The organism is Streptomyces sp. Tek67B01 (assembly GCF_055231995.1).
In genome coordinates this window covers 922,104-936,234 of sequence record NZ_JBUYUY010000001.1, presented here as the reverse complement: position 1 = coordinate 936,234, position 14,131 = coordinate 922,104, and the positions used below count along the sequence as shown (strand labels likewise).

General features: G+C 72.8%; 12 protein-coding genes. 6 read left to right on the top strand and 6 right to left on the bottom strand.

All coding sequences use genetic code 11. The annotated features are described in order from the left end of the window. The first annotated feature begins 146 nt into the window (after positions 1 to 146). Positions 147 to 1,223: a LacI family DNA-binding transcriptional regulator gene (locus ACV7NM_RS04490; RefSeq protein ID WP_463409019.1), complete on the top strand. Its 1,077-nt coding sequence runs from the start codon at positions 147 to 149 to the stop codon at positions 1,221 to 1,223. Then, a complete protein-coding gene (locus tag ACV7NM_RS04485; RefSeq protein ID WP_463409018.1) occupies positions 1,220 to 2,071 on the top strand; it encodes a sugar phosphate isomerase/epimerase family protein in 852 nt (283 codons plus the stop codon). The genes ACV7NM_RS04490 and ACV7NM_RS04485 overlap by 4 nt, the downstream gene beginning before the upstream one ends. Before the next feature lie 464 nt (positions 2,072 to 2,535). Here the strand turns inward: ACV7NM_RS04485 and ACV7NM_RS04480 are convergent, their stop codons facing one another. From ACV7NM_RS04480 to ACV7NM_RS04460, 5 genes are all read right to left on the bottom strand, one after another. After that, the gene (locus ACV7NM_RS04480; RefSeq protein ID WP_463409017.1) at positions 2,536 to 3,522 is read right to left on the bottom strand and encodes a hydroxyacid dehydrogenase; all 987 of its coding nucleotides are present in this window, start codon (positions 3,520 to 3,522) and stop codon (positions 2,536 to 2,538) included. Positions 3,523 to 3,569: 47 nt separating this feature from the next. Further along, a complete protein-coding gene (locus ACV7NM_RS04475; RefSeq protein WP_463409016.1) occupies positions 3,570 to 4,478 on the bottom strand; it encodes a carbohydrate ABC transporter permease in 909 nt (302 codons plus the stop codon). Beyond that, positions 4,475 to 5,323 carry a carbohydrate ABC transporter permease gene (locus ACV7NM_RS04470; protein ID WP_463413825.1) on the bottom strand — a complete coding sequence of 283 codons (849 nt, stop codon included), beginning with the start codon at positions 5,321 to 5,323 and terminating at the stop codon, positions 4,475 to 4,477. The genes ACV7NM_RS04475 and ACV7NM_RS04470 overlap by 4 nt, the downstream gene beginning before the upstream one ends. Positions 5,324 to 5,631: 308 nt before the next feature. Further along, positions 5,632 to 6,900, bottom strand: a complete 1,269-nt coding sequence (locus ACV7NM_RS04465; RefSeq protein ID WP_463413824.1) for an ABC transporter substrate-binding protein — start codon at positions 6,898 to 6,900, stop codon at positions 5,632 to 5,634. Positions 6,901 to 7,178: 278 nt separating this feature from the next. Then, positions 7,179 to 8,288: a LacI family DNA-binding transcriptional regulator gene (locus tag ACV7NM_RS04460; protein ID WP_463409015.1), complete on the bottom strand. Its 1,110-nt coding sequence runs from the start codon at positions 8,286 to 8,288 to the stop codon at positions 7,179 to 7,181. 239 nt (positions 8,289 to 8,527) lie between these two features. Between ACV7NM_RS04460 and ACV7NM_RS04455 the strand changes: the two genes are divergently transcribed. From ACV7NM_RS04455 to galK, 3 genes are read left to right on the top strand one after another with little or no spacing between them, the layout of a single operon-like run. Continuing rightward, positions 8,528 to 10,315 (top strand): glycoside hydrolase family 35 protein, encoded by a 1,788-nt coding sequence (locus ACV7NM_RS04455; protein ID WP_463409014.1) that lies wholly within the window; start codon positions 8,528 to 8,530, stop codon positions 10,313 to 10,315. A gap of 14 nt (positions 10,316 to 10,329) precedes the next feature. Further along, on the top strand, positions 10,330 to 11,379 hold the full coding sequence (gene galT / locus ACV7NM_RS04450; RefSeq protein ID WP_463409013.1) for a galactose-1-phosphate uridylyltransferase: 1,050 nt from the start codon (positions 10,330 to 10,332) through the stop codon (positions 11,377 to 11,379). Further along, positions 11,376 to 12,533 (top strand): galactokinase, encoded by a 1,158-nt coding sequence (galK, locus tag ACV7NM_RS04445; protein WP_463409012.1) that lies wholly within the window; start codon positions 11,376 to 11,378, stop codon positions 12,531 to 12,533. The genes galT and galK overlap by 4 nt, the downstream gene beginning before the upstream one ends. Before the next feature lie 11 nt (positions 12,534 to 12,544). Here galK and ACV7NM_RS04440 read toward each other — a convergent pair whose 3' ends face one another. After that, positions 12,545 to 13,045, bottom strand: a complete 501-nt coding sequence (locus tag ACV7NM_RS04440) for a hypothetical protein (RefSeq protein ID WP_463409011.1) — start codon at positions 13,043 to 13,045, stop codon at positions 12,545 to 12,547. Positions 13,046 to 13,182: 137 nt separating this feature from the next. Between ACV7NM_RS04440 and ACV7NM_RS04435 the strand changes: the two genes are divergently transcribed. After that, the gene (locus ACV7NM_RS04435; RefSeq protein WP_463409010.1) at positions 13,183 to 14,118 is read left to right on the top strand and encodes an aldo/keto reductase; all 936 of its coding nucleotides are present in this window, start codon (positions 13,183 to 13,185) and stop codon (positions 14,116 to 14,118) included. The last annotated feature ends 13 nt before the right edge of the window (positions 14,119 to 14,131 follow it).

Here is a 14,131-nt window from a genome sequence, read left to right as displayed (position 1 = left end):
CATGCTTCCAGGCTAGGAGCGGTGGGAGCTCGTGCACAACACCCGTACGAGTGATGGAAAGCGCTTTCTCAATGGGGCAGACTGAGATCACGACGGATGAAACGACGGCCCCGCCACCGAGCGTGGGGCAGGAGGAGGGGTGCGAAATGGCGGTGACTCTCGCCGAGGTCGCGGCGCACGCGGGCGTCTCGCCCGCCACGGTCTCGCGTGTACTGAACGGCGGACACCCGGTGGCGGGCGGCACCCGGACCCGAGTGGAACGGGCCGTCGAGGAACTCGGGTACATCGCCAACGGTCCGGCCAGGGCCCTGGCGGCCGCCACCTCGGACCTCGTGGGCGTGCTCGTCCACGATGTCGCCGACAGCTTCTTCGGCATCCTCGCCGGATCCCTGCAGAAGGCGCTCGCGCCGGCGGGTCACGGAGACGGCCGCAGGCTCGCCGTCGTCTGCAACACCGAGGGCTCCCCCTCGGCCGAACTCGCCTATCTCACCTTGCTGGAGGGCCAGCGGGCAGGCGGGGTCGTCCTGACGGGCGGGGCGGTCGAGGAACCGGACCACAGCACCGCGCTCACCGCCCGCATCAGCCGGATGGCACTCGCCGGCACCCCCGTGGTGCTGTGCGGGAGACCTGCGCTTCCGGTACCTGCCGCACTGCCCGTCGCCACCGTTACGTTCGACGACCACGGAGGCGCCTTCCGCCTCGCCGAACACCTCCTGGCCCTGGGCCATCGAGACATCGCCTACGTCGCCGGACCGCCGGGCCTGAGCACCACCCGGGAGCGGCTCGCAGGACACACCGCCGCGCTGCGACGGCACGACCCCGCACTGCCCGACGCCTGCGCCCCTCTCACCCTGCACGCCGGCTTCGAGCGCGCCGCGGGCTACGACGCCGCCCGGGAACTGCTGCGCCGGGGGAGACCCTTCACCGCGGTCGCGGCGGCCAACGACACGGTCGCAGTGGGTGTGGCCGCCGCCTTGGGGGAAGCCGGGATGCGCATCCCCGAGGACGTCTCGGTCGCCGGCTTCGACGACCTGCCGTTCAGCGTGGACACCGCGCCCGCCCTCACCACCGTCAGGGTCCCGTTGCGTGAGGCGGGCGTGCTCGCGGCCCAACTCGTCACCGGCCGCAGACCCGCGCCGCCGGGCCGCATCACCACCCTGCCCACCGAGTTGCTGGTGCGGGCTTCCACCGGACCACCGCCCCGCGAAGGGAGCCGGCCGTGAAGTACGCCTTCTCCACGCTCGGCCTGCCCGGAACCCCGCTCGCACGCAGCGCAGCCCTCGCCGCCGAGCACGGGTACGACGGCCTGGAACTGCGGGCCCATGCGGAAGAAGCCCTGCATCCCGAGAGCCCCGGCGGTGACCGGGTCGCGGCCCGGCGCGCCCTCGCCGCCACCGGGGTCGCCGTCCTGGGGGTCGCGGGATACGCCAAGGTCGCCGCCTCCGGGGACGACGGGCCGGTCCTTGCCGCGCTGCGCTCCCTGGTCCGGCTCGCCGCCGATCTCGAAGCCCCGTACGTACGCGTCTTCCCCGGCGGCGGGGGCCTCTCCGAGGTGGACGCGGACGCCCACGCCGTTCGCCGGCTGCGCGCCGCGGCGCCGTATGCCGAGCGGCAGGGCGTGCGGCTCCTACTGGAAACCCACGATTCGCACGCCACCGGGGCCGCCGCGGCCCGGGTGCTGGATCGGGTCGGGCATTCGGGCGCGGGAGCGCTGTGGGACGTACTGCACACCTGGCTGGGTGGCGAACAGCCGGGCGACTCATGGCGCGGCCTCGCCCCACACCTGGGCTACGTACAGGTCAAGGATGTGGCTTCGGCTCATGACCTCACGCCCTTGACCCTCGGCGCGGGAGTCTTGCCGCTGGAGGAAGTGACGGCCCACGTACCGTCAGCGGGCTGGCTGTGCTGGGAGTACGAGAAACGCTGGTACCCGGAAGCCGCGGAATTGCCGGCGCAACTGACGCGTGGGCGAAAACACCTGGTGCGGCTGTCCCGGGAACGGAGCGCCCCGGCCGAGGGGTCGGTCGCCAACCCCGGTGAGCCGAGAGGAGCCCCGACACGACCACCGTGATCGGCCAGCCGTGCTGGCCTGCCGCGGCGGACCGGTCGGGCCGGGCCGGGCTGGCCGGGGTTGGGCAGGCGGTGCGGGCGGGGCGGAGCGGGTGGGTAGACCGGGCGGGCAGGGGGCCCGGCGGAGGGCGTCTGGTGGGCGGGGGCCGGATGGGCAGGGGGTCCAGCCGAGGGGGCTCGGTGGGCGGGGGCCGGGCGGGCAGGGGGCCCGGCGGAGGGCGTCTGGTGGGCGGGGGCCAGATGGGCAGGGGGTCCAGCCGAGGGGCCCGGTGGGCAGGGCCAGCAGAGGGGCCCGGTGGGCAGGGCCAGCAGAGGAGGGCGGGCGGGCCGGGCGGCTGCGGTCGGGCAAGCCGACGCGGTGTTCTTCCAGTCGGTGCCGGTCGCGCTGCGGTCGCCCTGCTCGGCCGCCTGGCCCATCCCGACAGGCGGGACGGCCCCTCGGCGTGGCTCGGCGGCCGACGGCGCTCAGGCCGAGTAGGCCAGCCGGGCGGGGTCGACGGGGTGGCGGAAGGCCAGGCCGCATGCGTAGCGCTCCAGCTCCGCGACCGCCGTCGCCGCCAAGCGGTCCAGCTCACCGCCCAGTGAGCCGGCCACATGGGGGGTGAGGAGCACGTTCGGCAGGTTGAAGAGCGGCGAACCGGCGGGCAGCACTTCGGGCTCGGTGTGGTCGAGCACGGCGTGCAGGCGTCCGGTGACCAGCTCCTCCGTCAGCGCCGCGGTGTCCACGAGCGAACCCCTCGCGGTGTTGATCAGCGTGGCGCCGTCCGGCATCAGGGCCAGTCCCGCGGCGTCCAGGAGGTGGCGGGTCTGCGGTAGCGCGGGCGCGTGCAGGCTCACCACGTCACTGCGGTGCAGCAGTTGGTCGAGGGCACAGGCCTCACCGCCGAGCGCCGCGATCTCGCCCGGATCGGCGTACGGGTCGTGCACCAGCACGCGCAGGTCGAAGGGGCGCAGCAACTCCATGACCCGACGCCCGATGAGAGACGCGCCGACGAGCCCGACAGTGCGGCGGTAATTGCCGACGGCCGGATAGCGACCCAGCAGGTCCAGCGGACCGCGCGCCGAGCGGTAGGCGTGCGCGGATTCGAGTACCCGCTTGTTGGCGAACAGGATCGCGGCGAGCGTGTACTCGGCGACCGGCACGGCGTTGGCCGCGGCGGCACTGGAAACCTTCAGGCCACGTTCCCAGCATGCGGCCGTCACATGGTGCTTGACGCTGCCGGCGGCGTGGACGACGGCGCGCAGCAGGGGCATCCGTCCCAGCGCCGCGGCGTCGAGCGGCGGGCAGCCCCAACCGGTGAACAGCACTTCGGCCTCGGCGAGCCGGCGGCTGAGCGCCGGTTCGTCGTCACCGAAGTCGGTGAGCAGCAGTTCGGGGTCCAGGTCGGCGACGCGTACGAGCTTCGGCAGCACCCGATCGCTCAGGACGGCCGCGCGGGTACCGGCACTCATGGCGAGGACCGTGACCGGGCGCCGCACCGCATACGAAGAGGGAGGGGTCACTTGACGGCTCCTGCGGTGAGACCCGAGCGCCAGAAGCGCTGGAGGCCGAGGAAGGCGAGCACGAGCGGGACGACGGAGACGAGGGAACCGGTGATGACGAGCGGGTACAGCTCGGGCTGCTGGTAGACGCTGCGGTTCCACATGAACAAGCCCAGACTGACGGGGTAGAGCCGCTCGTCGTTCAGCATGGTCAGGGCGCCGTAGAAGTTGTTCCAGATGGCAGTGAAGGTGAACAGGAAGATCGTCACAAAGCCCGGCCACAGCATGGGCAGCGACACGTGGGCGAAGAGTCGCAGTTCACCCGCCCCGTCGACCCGCGCGGCGGCCGGCACCTCGTCGGGGACGTAGCCCTCCGCGAAGACACGGGCCAGATAGACCCCGAAGGGGTTGACGAGGGCGGGCACCAGATACGCCCAGTACGTGTTCACGACCCCGGCGGCCGAGGCCATCAGGTACAGGGGCAACTGGAGCACGGTGGCCGGTACGAGCACTCCCGCGAGGACCACGCCGAAGAGGCGTTCCTTGTGGCGGAACTCGTAGGCGTGGAAGGCGTAGCCGCAGGCCACGCTGATCAGGGCGGAGAGCGTCGAGCCGACCACGGTGTACAAGAGGCTGTTGCCGAGCCACCGCCCGAAGATGCCGTCGTCGTACGTGAAGACGTCGCCGAGGTTGGTGAGGAAGTGGAAGCGGCCCAGGGAGTAGGGGGCGGTGGCGAAGAGGTCCCGGTGGTCCTTGGTCGCGGCCAGCACCACCCAGGCGAGGGGCATCAGGGTGTAGGCCGCGACGAGGAGGAGCGCGGCGTTGACGGCGGCCCGGGACAGGAGACGGGGGCCGGGCCGGGTACGGGGCCGAGGGGGGCGGGTGGTGCTCGGGTGTGGCCTGCCGGGCGCCAGGACGGTGGTCATGCGGTCCTCCAGCGGTTGCCGAGCCTGGTGACGACGTAGGAGGCCGCGCCGGCGACGAGGGCGAGGAGCAGCGCGCTCGCCGCCGCCAGCCCGTAGTCGTGGCGTTTGAAGGCGGCGCTGTAGACGTACATGGTCGGCGACCACGACTCGCCCATCTCGGTGGCGCGGAGCTGGAGCAGCTGAGGGGCGTCGAAGAGCTGGACGGCGCCGACACAGGTGAACAGGACGGTCAGTACGACGGTCGGTTTGATGCTTGGCACCTTGATCTGGAAGGCGGTGCGCAGCGCGCCGGCGCCGTCCATGGTGGCGGCCTCCAGGGTTTCGCGGGGGATGGCCTGGAGCCCGGCAAAGAAGATGATCACGTTGTAACCCGTCCACTGCCACGCCGAGACGTTGACCACGGACAGCAGGGCCTCGTCACGACCGAAGAAGTTCCAGGACAGGCCGGCCGAGTCGAGGAGGTCGAGGACGGGGCTGAGTCCGGGCGTGTAGAGGTAGAGCCAGATGACTGCCGAGATGAGACCGGGCACGGCGTGCGGCAGGTAGAAGGCGATCTGGAAGAAGCGTTTGGCCCGGGCGAGGGCCGAGTCGAGCAGCAGGGCGAGGACGAGGGCGCCGCCGACCATGGCGGGTATGTAGAAGACGCAATAGAGGGCGATGTGACGGAACGAGGACAGGAAGAGCGGATCGGTCAGCGCCTTGGTGTAGTTCCCGACGCCACTGAACACCCGTTCCGTACCGCCGAAACCGAGTCCGGACTGTTCCTCGTGGAAGAGGCCCAGCCAGGCGGCGTAGCCGACGGGGGCGACGGTGACGAGACCGAACAGGGCGAAGAACGGCGCCATGAACAGGGCCGCGACGCCCGGCCCGGGGCGGCGGGCGGTCCGGGCGGTATGGGTGGTCCGGGCGGTACGCGCTCCGCCGCCGGGGTGGGGGCCGGGCCCGGTCGCGGGTCCGTGGTGGCGATCGACGGCTGCGGCCCGCGCGGCGCCCACCGCCCCGCCGGCCCGGGCCGAGCCGTCGCCGCCCGGCCCGCCTCCCGGAATGCGCGTCGCGCCGCCTGCCGCACCGTCTGTCGGGGAGCGACGCCGGCCCCCGGACCGGGTGGGGGCTTTCGCCCGGTCGGCGCCGTTCGCGGACGGGTTGGCGGGCATCAGCCGGCCAACCCCAGGCCGCGGTCCTTGATGGCCTTCTCGGCGGCCGACTGGCCCTCGGTCAGGGCCTTCACCAGGTCCGCGCCGGTCGCGTTCTGCGCCGCGTTCACCTGGAGCTGGGCCGGCCCCCACGTCCAGCCGGGCACGATCGTCGCCGCCGCCTCACCCGCCACGGCGTACGGGTCCTGCCCCTCGAAGTACGAGGCGTCGAACAGCTTCGCCGCCTCGGCCCGCATCCCCGGGTTGGCCGGCAGGGCGCTGCTCGGGGACTTCAGCGAGCTGAGCCGGGCCCGGATCGCCTCCGGCTCGGTGGTCACCCAGCGGATGAACTCGGCCGCCGCCTTCGTGTGCTTGCTGCCCTTGGGCACGATGTACGAGGTGCCGCCGTACATGCCGGTCGCCGCTCTGCCGTCCCAGGTCGGCAGCGGCGCGATGCCCCACTTCCCCTTCAGGTCGGGGTAGTTCGCCAGGAAGGTGCCGGCCGTCCAAGCGGCGCCGATGACGGTCGCGACCTGCCCTGAGGAACGTTCCTTCGCCTCACCCTCGCCCCACAACGGGGTCTTCGAGGCGGCCCCGGAGGCCATCAGCCCGGTCCAGTACTCGGCCACCCTCTTCGAGGCCGGGTCGTCGATGGCGACCCTCCACTTGTCGCCCTGCGTCCCGTACCACTTGGCACCCGCCTGCCACGACAGCCCCGCCAACACCGCCGGATCGCCGCCGCCCATGTTCGTGATCTTCACGGAGGGGTCGGCCTGGTGGATCTCCTCCGCCGCCGCCTTGTACTCGCCCCACGTCCTCGGCACCGGCACCGCGTACTTGTCGAAGATGTCCTTGCGGTAGAAGAGTTCGAGCGGTGTGACGTCGAACGGAACCGCCCACGTCTTGCCTCCGAGCTTCACCAGCGATTGGACGGCCGCCGGGAACTTCTCGGCGACGAGTGCGCCGGACGTGCCGCTGAGATCCTCCAGGTTGCCGCCGCTCGCGAACTCCGGGAGCGCGGAGTAGTCCATAGTCGCGACGTCGGGCGCGTTCCCGCCCTTGACCGCGTTCGCCAGTTTCGCCGCCCCGTCGGGGCCGCCCGGTACCGAGGAGAACTTCACCTGGATGCCCGGGTGCGTCTTGTTGAAGGCGTCGGCGGTCTGCTGCGCGCCCGCCGAGGAGGACCAGTACGTCACCGTCACGGGACTCCCCGAGGCGCCCACAGCACCCACCGGACCGGACTCCGGCGCGGCCCGCCCACCGCCGCAAGCCGTGGAGAGCAGGGCCATGGACGCGGCCGAGGCGGTGAGGGCCAGACGAGTCAGATGGGACGAGCGGGACGAGCCGGGCGGTCGGGTCAGGCGCGACGGACGGGACCGGCGCGCGGTCTCCGGCAGGAGTGAAGAGGAAGGAAGAAGGAAGCTGCGCGGCATGGACGGCTCCTACGGACGACCGCTGGACACGGCGGATGCAGAACGCGGCCCATCTTTTGCGCGAACGAGCCGACCGTCAAGAGCGAATGCGCAACTCGATCAAAACAATCAGTTCGACTTCTCGAACCCGCTCGTCATGAACGAATGGTCAACCGAGGCAACAGCTCCAGGTGCTGGCCCGGCCCCCCGCTCCCGGCACCCCCCAGGCGGTCGAGCAGCAGCGCCGCGGCCCGCGCGCCCACCTCCCGCTTCGCCGGTGCCACCGCCGACAGCGGTACGTCGGCCAGTCCCGCCACCTCGTCGTCGTACGTGATCACCTCCAGGTCCTCCGGCACCCGCACCCCCCGCGCCTGTAGGCGCGGGATCAGCATGATGGCGTCCGTGTCGCTGTGGATCAGGGCGGCGCTCACCCCGCCCCCCGTGACCGCCTCGCACAGGTAGTCCAACGTCCGGGCGAACCGGTCCGCCACCGACAGCGGTTCCGCGGAGCCGCCCGCCGGCCATGCAGGGGCCGGCTCCAACCCGAGCGCCGCCACCGCCGCCTCGTACCCCGACCGCAGCCGCGCCGTCGTGGGTGTCTCCTGGCTGGCCAGCGCGATCCTTCGGTGTCCCCGCTCCACCAGGTGCTGCACCGCCAGCGCCGCCCCGTGCGCGTGGTCCGACCCCACCCGGTCCAGCGCGGCCGCCGGATGCCCGGCCGGGGCCCACCGCTCGACCAGCACCGTCGGCACCGCCAGCCCGGCCGTCCACGCCCCTTCCCCGGGCCCGGGCGAACCGACCCAGTTCGGCGTCAGCAGCAGCCCGTCGGCCCCGGTCGAAAGCAGCCGGCCGGCCTGGGTGCGGTCCTCGCCCGGCAGGTACCGGGTCAACCCGACCGTCAGCCGCGCGCCCCGCGCCTCGACCACCTCCCGGGCGCCCCGCACGACATCGGCGTAGTAGTACTCGGTGGTCGGCACCACCATCCCGATCACCAGCCCCGGCCCCCCGCCGGTCCGCCCGCCGCTCCGGCCGCCGGACTGCTCTGCGGCTCCGACGGGCGACACCACGGGCGCCCGCCCCTCCACCCGGCTGATCACCCCGTGCATCCGGTGGATCTCGCCCCGAGCCGCCATCGCCTCGATGTCCCGCCGCAGCGTCACCGGCGAGATGCCGAGCTCCCGGGCCAGATCCGCGACGCGCACGCTGCCCCGCTCCCGGACGAGCGCGAGCACCCGCGCCTGACGCTGGTCGACATGTGGTCTCAAGGTCTTCCCCCTGTTCGCGCGGTCTTCCCCGCGGTCCTCGTGCGTCCGGGGCGACAGCCGCGGCCGGTCACCGCCCATCATAGAGAATCGATACGATCGATTCGATCGAATGCGTTCAACCGGTCATTGACGGCGCGGCCGTGACCTTCATATATTCGGCTTCACATACGCGGCGGCGGCCACCTTTCCCGCCCGCCGCGTCCACGTCGGCACCACGACCTTCTCCCGGGAGCCCGCGCATGCTCACGTACGACCAGGATGGATTCCGGCGCGCAGGCCGCCCCCACCGCGTCGTGTCGGGTGCCCTGCACTACTTCCGGGTCCACCCCGACCTGTGGGAGGACCGGCTCACCCGGCTGCGAGCCCTGGGCGTCAACACCGTCGACACCTACGTCCCCTGGAACTTCCACGAGACCGCCCCCGGCAAGGCCGACTTCACCGGCCCCCGCGACCTCGCCCGGTTCCTCACCCTCGCCCGAGACCTCGGTCTCGACGCCATCGTCCGCCCCGGCCCCTACATCTGCGCCGAATGGGACTTCGGCGGGCTTCCCGCCCGCCTCCTCGCCCTCGACGGCCTGCGCCTGCGCTGCTCCGACCCCCGTTTCCTGGCCGAGGTCGACGGCTGGTTCGACGCCGTCGTCCCCGAACTCCTGCCGCTGCTCGCCGGCCGGGGCGGCCCGGTCGTCGCCGTGCAGATCGAGAACGAGTACGGCTCGTACGGCAACGACGCCCGCTACGTCGCGCACGTCGAGCGGGCGCTGATCGAACGCGGCGTCGACTGCCTGCTGTTCACGGCCGACGGCCCCGAGGACGCCATGCTCCAAGGGGGCATGCTGCCCGGCCGGCTCGCCACGGCCACCTTCGGGGCCAAGCCCACCGAACGCCTGGCCCACCTGCGCCGCTACCAGCCGACCGGCCCGCTCGCCGCCATGGAGCTCTGGATCGGCTGGTTCGACCACTGGGGCGAACAGCACCACGTCCGCTCCGTCGAGGAGGCGGCGCGCTCGCTCGACGAACTCCTCGCCACCGGCGCCTCCGTCAACCTCTACATGGCCCACGGCGGCACCAACTTCGGCTTCTGGGCCGGAGCCAACCACACCGGCTCCCGCCCCGACGATCCCGGCTACCAGCCCACCACCACCAGCTACGACTACGACGCGCCGATCGGCGAAGCCGGCGAACTCAACCCCAAGTTCCACGCCTTCCGCGAGGTGATCGGAAAGTACGTACCCCTCCCCGACGGCCCGCTGCCCGAACCCCCGCCCCGCATCGCACCGGCCCTCGCCACCCCCGCCGGCGCCGCGCCGCTCCTCGCCCACCTCCCGTTTCTCGGCGGCGCCCCCGTCACCCGCCCCGCGCCCGAGCCCATGGAGAAACTCGGCCAGGCCCACGGCCTGATCCACTACCGCACCACCGTCACCGGACCCCGCCCCGCCATGCCCGTACGGATCGACGGCCTCGGCGACCGCGCCTACCTCTTCGCCGACGGCCGGCTCCTCGGCGTCCTCGACCGCAACACCCCCGACGACGGCCTCGACCTGCCCGTAGGCGAGAGCGGTGTAGTCCTCGACGTCCTCGTCCGCGCCCAGGGCCGCGTCAACTACGGTCCTCTCCTGGACGATCGAAAAGGCATTCGGCGCGGCGTCCGCCACGGCCACCAGCACCTCTTCGAGTGGGAGATGCGGCCCCTGCCGCTCACCGACCTCGCCGGGCTGCGGTGGTCGTCCCAAGCCCCGGAGCAGGGCCACCCCGCCTTCCACCGCTACACCCACACCCTCCCCACCGCCCCGGCCGACGGCTTCGTGGACGTCTCCGACTGGGGGACCGGTCTCCTGTGGCTCAACGGTTTCCTCCTCGGGCACTACGACTCCCCGCGCGGCCCGCAGCGCGCCCTGTACGCCCCCGCGCCCCTCTGGCGGACCGGCGAGAACGAACTCGTCGTCCTCGAACTGGAGCGCCCCGGGGCCGAACTGCCCTTGCGTGACCAGCCCGACCTCGGCCGCCCCACGGTCGTCAACCTCCAGTGAGAGAAGGCCCGTACGTGAAGCGCACCGCCGCCCGGCTCGCCGACGGCCGCGAGATCCTCTACTACGACACCGACGACGGAGCCGCGCGCGCATTCCCCGACACCCGCGCACTCGACTCGTCGGCCACCATCACCACCTCCGAGGTGCGCCGCGACCCGCTGCTCGGCGACGCCGTCGTCATCGCCTCCCACCGCCAGGGCCGCACCCACCTGCCGCCCGCCGACGCTTGTCCCCTCTGCCCCAGCACCCCCGGCCGGACCAGTGAGATCCCGGCGCCCGACTACGAGGTCGCCGTCTTCGAGAACCGGTACCCCTCCCTCGCCGGAGACACCGGACGCTGCGAGGTCATCTGCTTCACCCCCGACCACGGGACCTCCTTCGCCGGACTCGACGAGGGGCGCGCCGCGTTGGTCCTGGCGGCCTGGACGGACCGCACCGCCGAACTCGCCGCCCGCGAAGGCGTTCGGCAGGTCTACTGCTTCGAGAACCGGGGCACCGAGACGGGCGTGACCCTGGCCCACCCCCACGGCCAGATCTACGCCTTCCCCTATGTCACCCCGCGCACCACCCGCATGCTCGCCGGCGTGGCCGCCCACCGCGAGCGCACCGGAGGCAACCTCTTCGAGGACGTGGTGGCGCGGGAGTTGTCGGACGGCAGCCGGGTGGTCCTCGAAGGCGAGCACTGGACCGCCTTCGTACCCTACGCGGCACGCTGGCCCTACGAAGTGCACCTCTACCCGCGGCTGCGCGTCCCGGACCTGCCCGCCCTGGGCGAGGACGCGCGCGCCGAGTTCCCCCGCCTCTACCTGGAACTGCTGCGGCGCTTCGACCGGCTCTTCGACCGGCCCGAACCGACCCCGTACATCTCGGCCTGGCACCAGGCGCCCACGGGCGCCGGCCGTGACCGCGACGATTTCGCGCTGCACCTCGAACTGTTCACCGTCCGTCGCGCGGCGGACAAGCTCAAGTACCTCGCCGGAACCGAATCCGGCATGGAGGCGTTCATGAACGACGTCCGGCCCGAGGACGCCGCCGCACGCCTGCGCGAGGTGGCGAGCCGGTGAACGACACGGCTCGCGCGTTCCGCGACCTGTACGGGCATCCGTCCCACGGGGTCTGGGCGGCTCCCGGCAGGGTCAACCTGATCGGCGAACACACCGACTACAACGACGGCTTCGCCCTGCCCTTCGCCCTGCCGCACCGCACCGAGGTCGCCGCCGCCCCGCGCTCCGACACCTTGCTGAGACTGCATTCCGCCGCGTCCGCCTCCGGCGTGGTCACCCTCGACCTCGCCACCCTCGACCCGGCGCACCGGCCGCGGGGCGCCGACGGCTGGGCCGCGTACCCGGCCGGGGTGGCCTGGGCGCTGCGCGAGGCGGGGCTCCCGGTCGGGGGTGCGGACCTCCACGTACGGTCCGACGTGCCGGCCGGAGCCGGACTGTCCTCCTCCGCCGCCCTTGAGGTGGCGACCGCCCTGGCCCTCACCGAGCTGTATGGGCTCACCCCCACCCGCCCCGAACTGGCCGCCCTCGCCCGCCGCGCCGAAAACGCGTACGTCGGCGTGCCCTGCGGGATCATGGACCAGACGGCCTCCGCCTGCGCCACCGAGGGCCACGTCCTGCGTCTGGACACACGCGGCCCCCGACACGGCCACCTCCCCTTCGACTGCGCGGCGGCGGGCCTGCGCCTCCTCGTCATCGACACCCGCGTCAAGCACGACCTCGCCGACGGTGCCTACGCGCAGCGCCGCGCCTCCTGTCACCGGGCGGCCGCCCGCCTGGGCCTGCCGGCGCTGCGCGACCTCCCGTACGAGGAGCTGGACGGAGCGTTGGGCCGGCTCGACGATCCGGTCGCACGACAGCGGGTCCGGCACGTCGTCACCGAGAACGAACGCGTCCTGCGTGTGGGCGAGTTGCTCGGCGCCGGCCGGTTGCGCGAGACGGGCGCCCTGCTCACCGAGGGCCACGCCTCCCTGCGCGACGACTACGAGGTGTCCTGCCCGGAGCTGGACCTGGCCGTGGCCACCGCGAACGCGGCGGGCGCGTACGGAGCCCGCATGACGGGAGGCGGCTTCGGCGGCTCCGCCCTGGCCCTGATCGACGCGGAAGCCGAACCGGCGGTGGCCCGGGCCGTGACGGACGCGTTCACCCGGGCGGGCCACGCCCCGCCCCGCATCACCCCGGTCACCCCGTCGGCGGGCGCGGCCCGCGTCGCGTAGGTCCTGTCGGTTCAACACCCCGCCGTACAGAAGACGCACCCCTGCCACCAGGGCAGTGCGTCCAGCACCCGGTGGCGCGCGCACGAGGCACACGCCGCCTCGTGCGCGCCGGGCATCGGCGTCCGCTTCGGGGAGCCGGCGCCTTCGGGGGCGAACTCCTCCACCAGGGCACGGAACTCCCGCAGGTACCCTTCCGCGCGCGCGGGCTCGTACGAGAGCTCCTCCCACCGGTGGCGCCCGAGCGCGAGATCGACGACATCGAGCACGAACTCCCTCGCGGCGGCGCGTTCCTCGGCCGTGTCACCCCAGTCCAGGTCCGCGAGGTCGAAGCCGACCGCGCCCCGGCCCATGACGCTCTGGTCCTGGAGGGTCAGCAGGGAGGCGAAGCGGAAGTGCCAGGGCTCCCGGGCCAGGGTGGACACGGCCAGGACCAGCACGTCGACGAAGACGGCCGTGGCGCTGTTGCTCAGGTTCAGGACGCGGCCCGCGTCCCCGCGGAAGGAGTTCGACACGTGCACCAGGTTGCCGCACCGCGCTGCCGCGACCCCAGACGCACCCCCCGGACCTTCGGAGCCCCCGGCCCAAGATCATTGCGTACACTGCCGGCTTGATCCATCACGTGCCGGACGAGTGTGGAGGAAGAACCCCTATGCGTTATCTCCCCCTGGGCAACTCAGGGCTCCAGGTCTCCGCCGTGGGCCTCGGTTGCAACAACTTCGGCGGGCGCCTGGACGGGGCGGCCACCCGAGCCGTCGTGGACGCCGCACTGGACGCGGGGGTCACCCTGCTCGACACCGCCGACATCTACGGCGGGGCCGGAGGCTCCGAACGCCACCTCGGGCAGGCCCTCAAGGGCCGCCGCGACCAGGTCGTCCTCGCGACGAAATTCGGCTTCCACGGCGTCGACATGGGGTACGGGGCCGCCGCCGGGTCACGGGGCGGCCGCGCCTACATCCGGCGCGCCGTCGAGGAGTCCCTGCGCCGCCTGGAGACCGACCACATCGACCTCTACCAGCTGCACAGCCCCGACCCGACCGTCCCGATCGCCGAGACCCTCGCCGCCCTCGGCGAACTCGTCACCGAGGGCAAGGTCCGCTACATCGGCCACTCCAACCTCAGCGGCTGGCAGCTCGCCGAAGCCGCCCACGTCGCCCGCGAGAGCGGCGCGACCCCCTTCGTATCGGCGCAGAACGAATGGTCACTGCTCCAGCGCGCGGCGGAAGCGGACCTCGTCCCGGCCGCGCTGCACTACGGCGTCGGCGTCCTGCCCTACTTCCCGCTCGCCAACGGCCTGCTCACCGGAAAGATCCGCCGCGGGGCGCCGGTCCCGTCCGGCTCCCGCCTCGAAGGGCGCGACGCCTACCTCACCGAGGAGCGGCTCGACACCGTCGAGGCCCTCGCCGCGATCGCCGAGAAGTACGGCCGCACGGTCCTGGAACTCGCCATCGGCTGGCTGTCCGCCCAGCCCGGCTGTGCCTCCGTCATCGCCGGTGCCACATCCCCCGAGCAGGTCCGCGCCAACGCGGCGGTCGCCGACAACCCCCTGGAAACGGAGCTGCTCGCCGAGATCGACGCCGTCGCCTGAGCCGCGTCGCCCC

What these genes read in the sequence shown, in the direction of transcription:
- ACV7NM_RS04490 (WP_463409019.1), top strand. Translation starts at nt 147, where the DNA reads ATGGCGGTGACTCTCGCCGAGGTCGCGGCGCACGCGGGCGTCTCGCCC.
- ACV7NM_RS04480 (WP_463409017.1), bottom strand. Translation starts at nt 3,522, where the DNA reads ATGAGTGCCGGTACCCGCGCGGCCGTCCTGAGCGATCGGGTGCTGCCG.
- ACV7NM_RS04475 (WP_463409016.1), bottom strand. Translation starts at nt 4,478, where the DNA reads ATGACCACCGTCCTGGCGCCCGGCAGGCCACACCCGAGCACCACCCGC.
- ACV7NM_RS04470 (WP_463413825.1), bottom strand. Translation starts at nt 5,323, where the DNA reads ATGGCGCCGTTCTTCGCCCTGTTCGGTCTCGTCACCGTCGCCCCCGTC.
- ACV7NM_RS04465 (WP_463413824.1), bottom strand. Translation starts at nt 6,900, where the DNA reads ATGGCCCTGCTCTCCACGGCTTGCGGCGGTGGGCGGGCCGCGCCGGAG.
- ACV7NM_RS04455 (WP_463409014.1), top strand. Translation starts at nt 8,528, where the DNA reads ATGCTCACGTACGACCAGGATGGATTCCGGCGCGCAGGCCGCCCCCAC.
- ACV7NM_RS04435 (WP_463409010.1), top strand. Translation starts at nt 13,183, where the DNA reads ATGCGTTATCTCCCCCTGGGCAACTCAGGGCTCCAGGTCTCCGCCGTG.